Origin of the sequence: Microcoleus sp. Pol12A5 (genome assembly GCF_036701435.1) — a bacterium.
Taxonomy (GTDB): Bacteria; Cyanobacteriota; Cyanobacteriia; order Cyanobacteriales; family Microcoleaceae; genus Microcoleus.
In genome coordinates this window covers 1-4,479 of the sequence record NZ_JAUBQU010000224.1, presented here as the reverse complement: position 1 = coordinate 4,479, position 4,479 = coordinate 1, and the positions used below count along the sequence as shown (strand labels likewise).

Annotated in this window: 5 protein-coding genes; 3 read left to right on the top strand and 2 right to left on the bottom strand. The window is 42.5% G+C overall.

Going from position 1 to position 4,479, the window contains the following annotated elements; all coding sequences use genetic code 11:
* Positions 1 to 159: 159 nt before the first annotated feature.
* Positions 160 to 1,059: a DUF4436 family protein gene (locus tag QUA45_RS28010; protein WP_333100524.1), complete on the top strand. Its 900-nt coding sequence runs from the start codon at positions 160 to 162 to the stop codon at positions 1,057 to 1,059.
* A gap of 123 nt (positions 1,060 to 1,182) precedes the next feature.
* Here QUA45_RS28010 and QUA45_RS28005 read toward each other — a convergent pair whose 3' ends face one another.
* Both QUA45_RS28005 and QUA45_RS28000 read right to left on the bottom strand, forming a co-directional pair.
* Entirely contained in the window at positions 1,183 to 2,061 is an 879-nt protein-coding gene (locus tag QUA45_RS28005; protein WP_333100523.1) for an SGNH/GDSL hydrolase family protein, read from the bottom strand.
* 222 nt (positions 2,062 to 2,283) lie between these two features.
* Positions 2,284 to 2,991, bottom strand: a complete 708-nt coding sequence (locus tag QUA45_RS28000; RefSeq protein ID WP_333100522.1) for a hypothetical protein — start codon at positions 2,989 to 2,991, stop codon at positions 2,284 to 2,286.
* Between the two features lie 192 nt (positions 2,992 to 3,183).
* Between QUA45_RS28000 and QUA45_RS27995 the strand changes: the two genes are divergently transcribed.
* Together QUA45_RS27995 and QUA45_RS27990 are read left to right on the top strand one after the other, a co-directional pair.
* Positions 3,184 to 3,696 (top strand): hypothetical protein, encoded by a 513-nt coding sequence (locus QUA45_RS27995; protein WP_333223141.1) that lies wholly within the window; start codon positions 3,184 to 3,186, stop codon positions 3,694 to 3,696.
* Positions 3,697 to 3,700: 4 nt separating this feature from the next.
* Positions 3,701 to 4,075, top strand: coding sequence for a DUF4087 domain-containing protein (locus QUA45_RS27990; RefSeq protein ID WP_333223139.1), 375 nt, complete (start codon positions 3,701 to 3,703; stop codon positions 4,073 to 4,075).
* The last annotated feature ends 404 nt before the right edge of the window (positions 4,076 to 4,479 follow it).

Sequence of the window (4,479 nt, the reverse complement as noted above, 5' to 3'; positions counted from 1 at the left end):
CAGGGTTTTGACATCACTGTTAGTGGTTGGCCGTATGGCTAATTGAGAATGGTGCAAGATCTCAGTTTCAACCGACTTTCGCTATGAGCCAGGGGTTGAGACCCCTGGCGGATTGCCGGGAGTGCTAACAACTATTCAAGATGAAAAATATCATAATAAATGCCAACTATCAACACATTTAATTTAAAAAAAATACTTATTTTAATTTGCACTTTCCTCGCAATTTTCGCAATCATCTTATCTATTTACTCTCACAATGCTAACGCTCAAGAGCCTTACAATCCATCTCCAGAAAGCACTGTAGCGTCCAAAGGGTTGGTTGAGGTCAAAATGACATTAATTGCCGTCGATCCCATTAAAAACGAACTAGAAGCCCGCTTGCAGTTTGAACTCAAAGGTATCTATAAAAAAGGGCCAACTTACCCGGCTCAAGACTTGTTAATGACAGTTAACGGCGCAAATGTACAGGATTCGGAAATTACCTTTAAAGAAGGCAAACCGATGATTGTCCCTGCATTGAAGTTTAACTTAGTCAAAGGAAAAATTAACAATTACCCGTTTGATAGGCACATTGCTAAAGTAGCTATTTCCATTGACCCGCTGCCTTCGATCGGTAAAAAGTTTGCTCCATTTGAACTGAATCCCGTGCCGCTGGAATTTAAGTTTAATGCCGACGTTCCAGGTTTCGACATCAGTTATAAGCCGATGGAGGAGAATTCATCTATCTTTATTTATATTGATGTTTCTGCAACTCGATCGCTCCCGGTCAAATTCTTTGCCTTAGTGATTATTGTGATCATGTGGGTGTTGTCAATAATGGCATTTTTGCTAGCATTGAAAGTGATGAAATCAGGCAAGTTGCCGGAAGTGGGAATGCTGAGTTGGACTGCTGTCATGCTGTTTGCTTTTCCCGCGATTCGCAATGCTCAGCCGGGGGTGCCTCCGGTGGGAACTGCAAGCGATTTCCTTTCTTTTTTTTGGACGGAAATTATTGTTGTGGTGGCGTTGGTGATTATCGGTAGTTGTTGGTTGAAGCGGTATCATCCGCCAATTGAATGATTTGAGATTTGAGATTTGAAAGATTAAGTCCAGAGAGAAATCAGCGGGATTTTACCCTGGAGACTTTCAATTAACAGTCAACAGTCAACAGCCAACCGTCAACAATCAACTAAATTCAAAGATTCACTTTTTGACTTCTAAATTCTCAATATCATTTGAGGGTACTCCCAAACCTCGCAAAATAGTAAAAGCCATAATTTGATACCCCGACGGATTCGGGTGAACTCCATCTGCAGCCAACAAATTCAGAGTCTTGCCCGCGTGCTTTTGATACGTGCCAATAACTTCCCGAAAAGGCGTATTCAAATCAATAAACAAGCACTGATTCTCTAACGCAATTTCTCGCATCGCGGCAACATACTGTTGCAACCTGCGATTTTCTGGGCCGTCGATACTTTCCCCTATCAGAGTAGGAGAAAGCAGTACAACTCGAATTCCTGCGGCTTTGGCGGCCAGCACCATTTGAGTTATTTTCTCCCGATATTCTGCCACTTGCACTCCCGCGGACCAGTTGCCTTCCGGATAAAACTGATTGTTTGGGAAGTCGAAGAAAGCGTTCCAAACGTCGTTGACTCCGACATTAATCATCACTAAACCTGGCTTTTGGTCGATCGCATCTTTCTGGAAGCGCGCTTGCATATCAGTCGATTTGTTACCGCCGATCCCCGCGTTGACGATTTCGATGGTGCGATCGGGATAAAGGGCATTCAGATAGCGTTGCAGCAGCCAAACGTAACCTCCGGGGTATTTACCTGCCTCGGTGATGCTGTCGCCCACTATCACAATTTTGCGCTTGCCGGCGAGCAAGTTCTGGATTTCTGGTGCCGGCGCTGCTTGGGATACGGATTCTTTAAACACTGGAATTAAAGAGTGAGGAAGGTTGAAGGCGATAATAGCAGCAATTACGGCGATGGCAAGTCTAATTAAAACTTGCCTCAGCCGGGGTTTGGGACGGGGCGATTTTCTTCGGGATAGCTTCGCTTGACGCACATTGAGAGACATAAGGAAGAAGGAAGAATGAAAAAGAGCCTATTTGATGCGTGTCCTCACCTTAATCCTAGATTTTAGCCTGAGTCTTCTGAGAGTGAGCCATCAATTCCATTATAGTTGCAAACAATCCTGGACTTCGGCGTGAGACATTTGGCCAGATGAGTCGAGTTGCGATCGGTCGAACGCTGAGAAATGACGCTTATTGCAGGTTTGAGCGTTTAGTCTCGCAGGTGGCTACATATCCCTGCTAGTTGGTTTAAAATTTTGCACAAAATTCATCCACCGCTGAACCTTAGAACCGGTGATGTCTAAAATCGGAATAGAATAGACATCTGATTCAGGAGGGCCGCCCTCGGTATCTTTGGCAATGCTTGTGCGTTCTGGCTTACCTAAGCCGTAAGTTGAAGCCGTTTCGCTAGCTAAACTACAGGGAATTCTAAAGTTTCCCATGCGAATACTTCCATTACCTGCTGAATAAACCCATTCATAACCGGGAACGCCTCTAAACTGCTGGCACAAAAAATGGGAAGTTTCAAACATTTTGGCAAGATGAACATCGTAGAGACCAAGCTTGCCACCGTAAGCCGGTTGAGTTGTATCTCGATTCGGTGCAGTAAGTCGCATGAGGACAAAGCCTCCCCTAGCTTCTGTCCCACCATACCGAATGCTCAGCGGAACCTGGGTGCTATTTTGAGCCAGGATGATGTTAACCTTTTGAGTAAATTTAGCGCTGTCAGCCTCAGCACTAAGTTCGCTACCTAAGTAAGTAGAAGCAGAAAAAGCTAGGTTTGCAGGCAGTAATATAATCGCACAGGTCATTAGTTTTGCCAAATTGTGACGCTCTGCTTTTTTGCCGATCGCGTATGTTTTATTTAGCACAGTGCGATCGGAGGTGATTGGCGTGCGATCGAGTTGGGGTGGTGGGAGTGGTGGTTTATACATAGGTTTTACGAGCAAGGAGGAGATGTGCTGATTTGCGGGTAAATTAAGGGTTAACAGAACTTGAGAGTATTACTTATGAGAAAATGCCGGCTAGTAGCCTTGATGGTCAATTTAATAATTTTTGGTTCCTGTTTACCAATTATTGCACAACAATCTAAACGATACCCAACTGAGAATGAATTGCAGCAATTAATGAATCGGTTTCGCAATTTTGTGGCTTCGCCGTCGCCGGGGAATCGTGATTTTTATATTCGAGACCGCCGTAATGAAACGGAGACTCAGGAATTGAAAACGTTTGTTAGAGCTTGGTTGCCAGTTAATCCTGATGTAGCACCTTTTCTCGGTCAATGGACGGCACTAGAAGAAACTCAAAATATTTACCCTTCAACTCTTAAAGGTAAAGTTTGTATTATAGAAACTTTTATTCCCACAGAAAATGACATGGGGATAAGTTTTGCTCAAGGAACTATCTCTGGAAAATCCATCAAAACCACTAATTTCGCGAGTCTCATTCAACAAGGCAACTATTTAGGAGTCGTTTTTATTCAGATTAGAAATAATGAAGCTGGTATGCTCGTATACGCTTGGCCTAAACCGCTAGTCACTCCAGCTAAATTAATGAGTTCCCTTCCCCCAGCGGATAGAAATCGGTTGCTTCAACAATTTAAAGAAGCTGGTTGTAGTGATACTTTACCAAAGAGGTGATGAAATGATTAGAGTTATGAAAAGAAGCTTGCTTATGCTGGCTATCATCTCCTTTATTTCTGTCATAGCTTTGCCTGTTAAGGCTACAGAAACTAGGTGTGGATGGTTGCAAAATCCCACACCTAAAAATTGGTATTTAAAAGACAGAGATGGCACTTGGACTATCTCACAGCAAGGTAAATCTCCACCTAAAGGAATGGATACCATTTCCATCTCTGATGGGAAAGAAGTTGTTTTAACCAATGGCAATCACGGATATAACTGTGCTTGTTTAAATGTTGTTGTAGATAGCAGTCGGATGAGGATTATCACGATTCAAGGCGGTGAAGCATTACCACTCTCGACTTGTCGCGAAGATCCAAATTTACCAAAAGAATGAAATTAAAGCCATGACTATGTGCGATCGCTGCATCCTAGGTGCCTATCTACCCCTAGATAATCCAGTTGATAAAGATGTAAAACAGTTGATTGATGATGGAGCAGCAAAGATCAAAATTTAAGTAATTCAAAATCCTGGTGTAATTATGGCAAACTTAATTTCTAATGGAATTGAAATAACAATTGAGAATAAACAAGTTTCTCTTACTAATCTTTACACTGCAATAGGGAAACCTCCTAATAAAGCACCTACTAATTTTAAGACATCTAAGGAAGGAAAACAAAAAATCAATAAATATAGCGATCGTAAATCATTCATAAATCGATAGAGAGTTCGAGCGAGCAGTAGTTTCATGAGAATGTTGGCTCAAAATCACCAAATTTGTGTAGCTTGGGAAAGTCAAA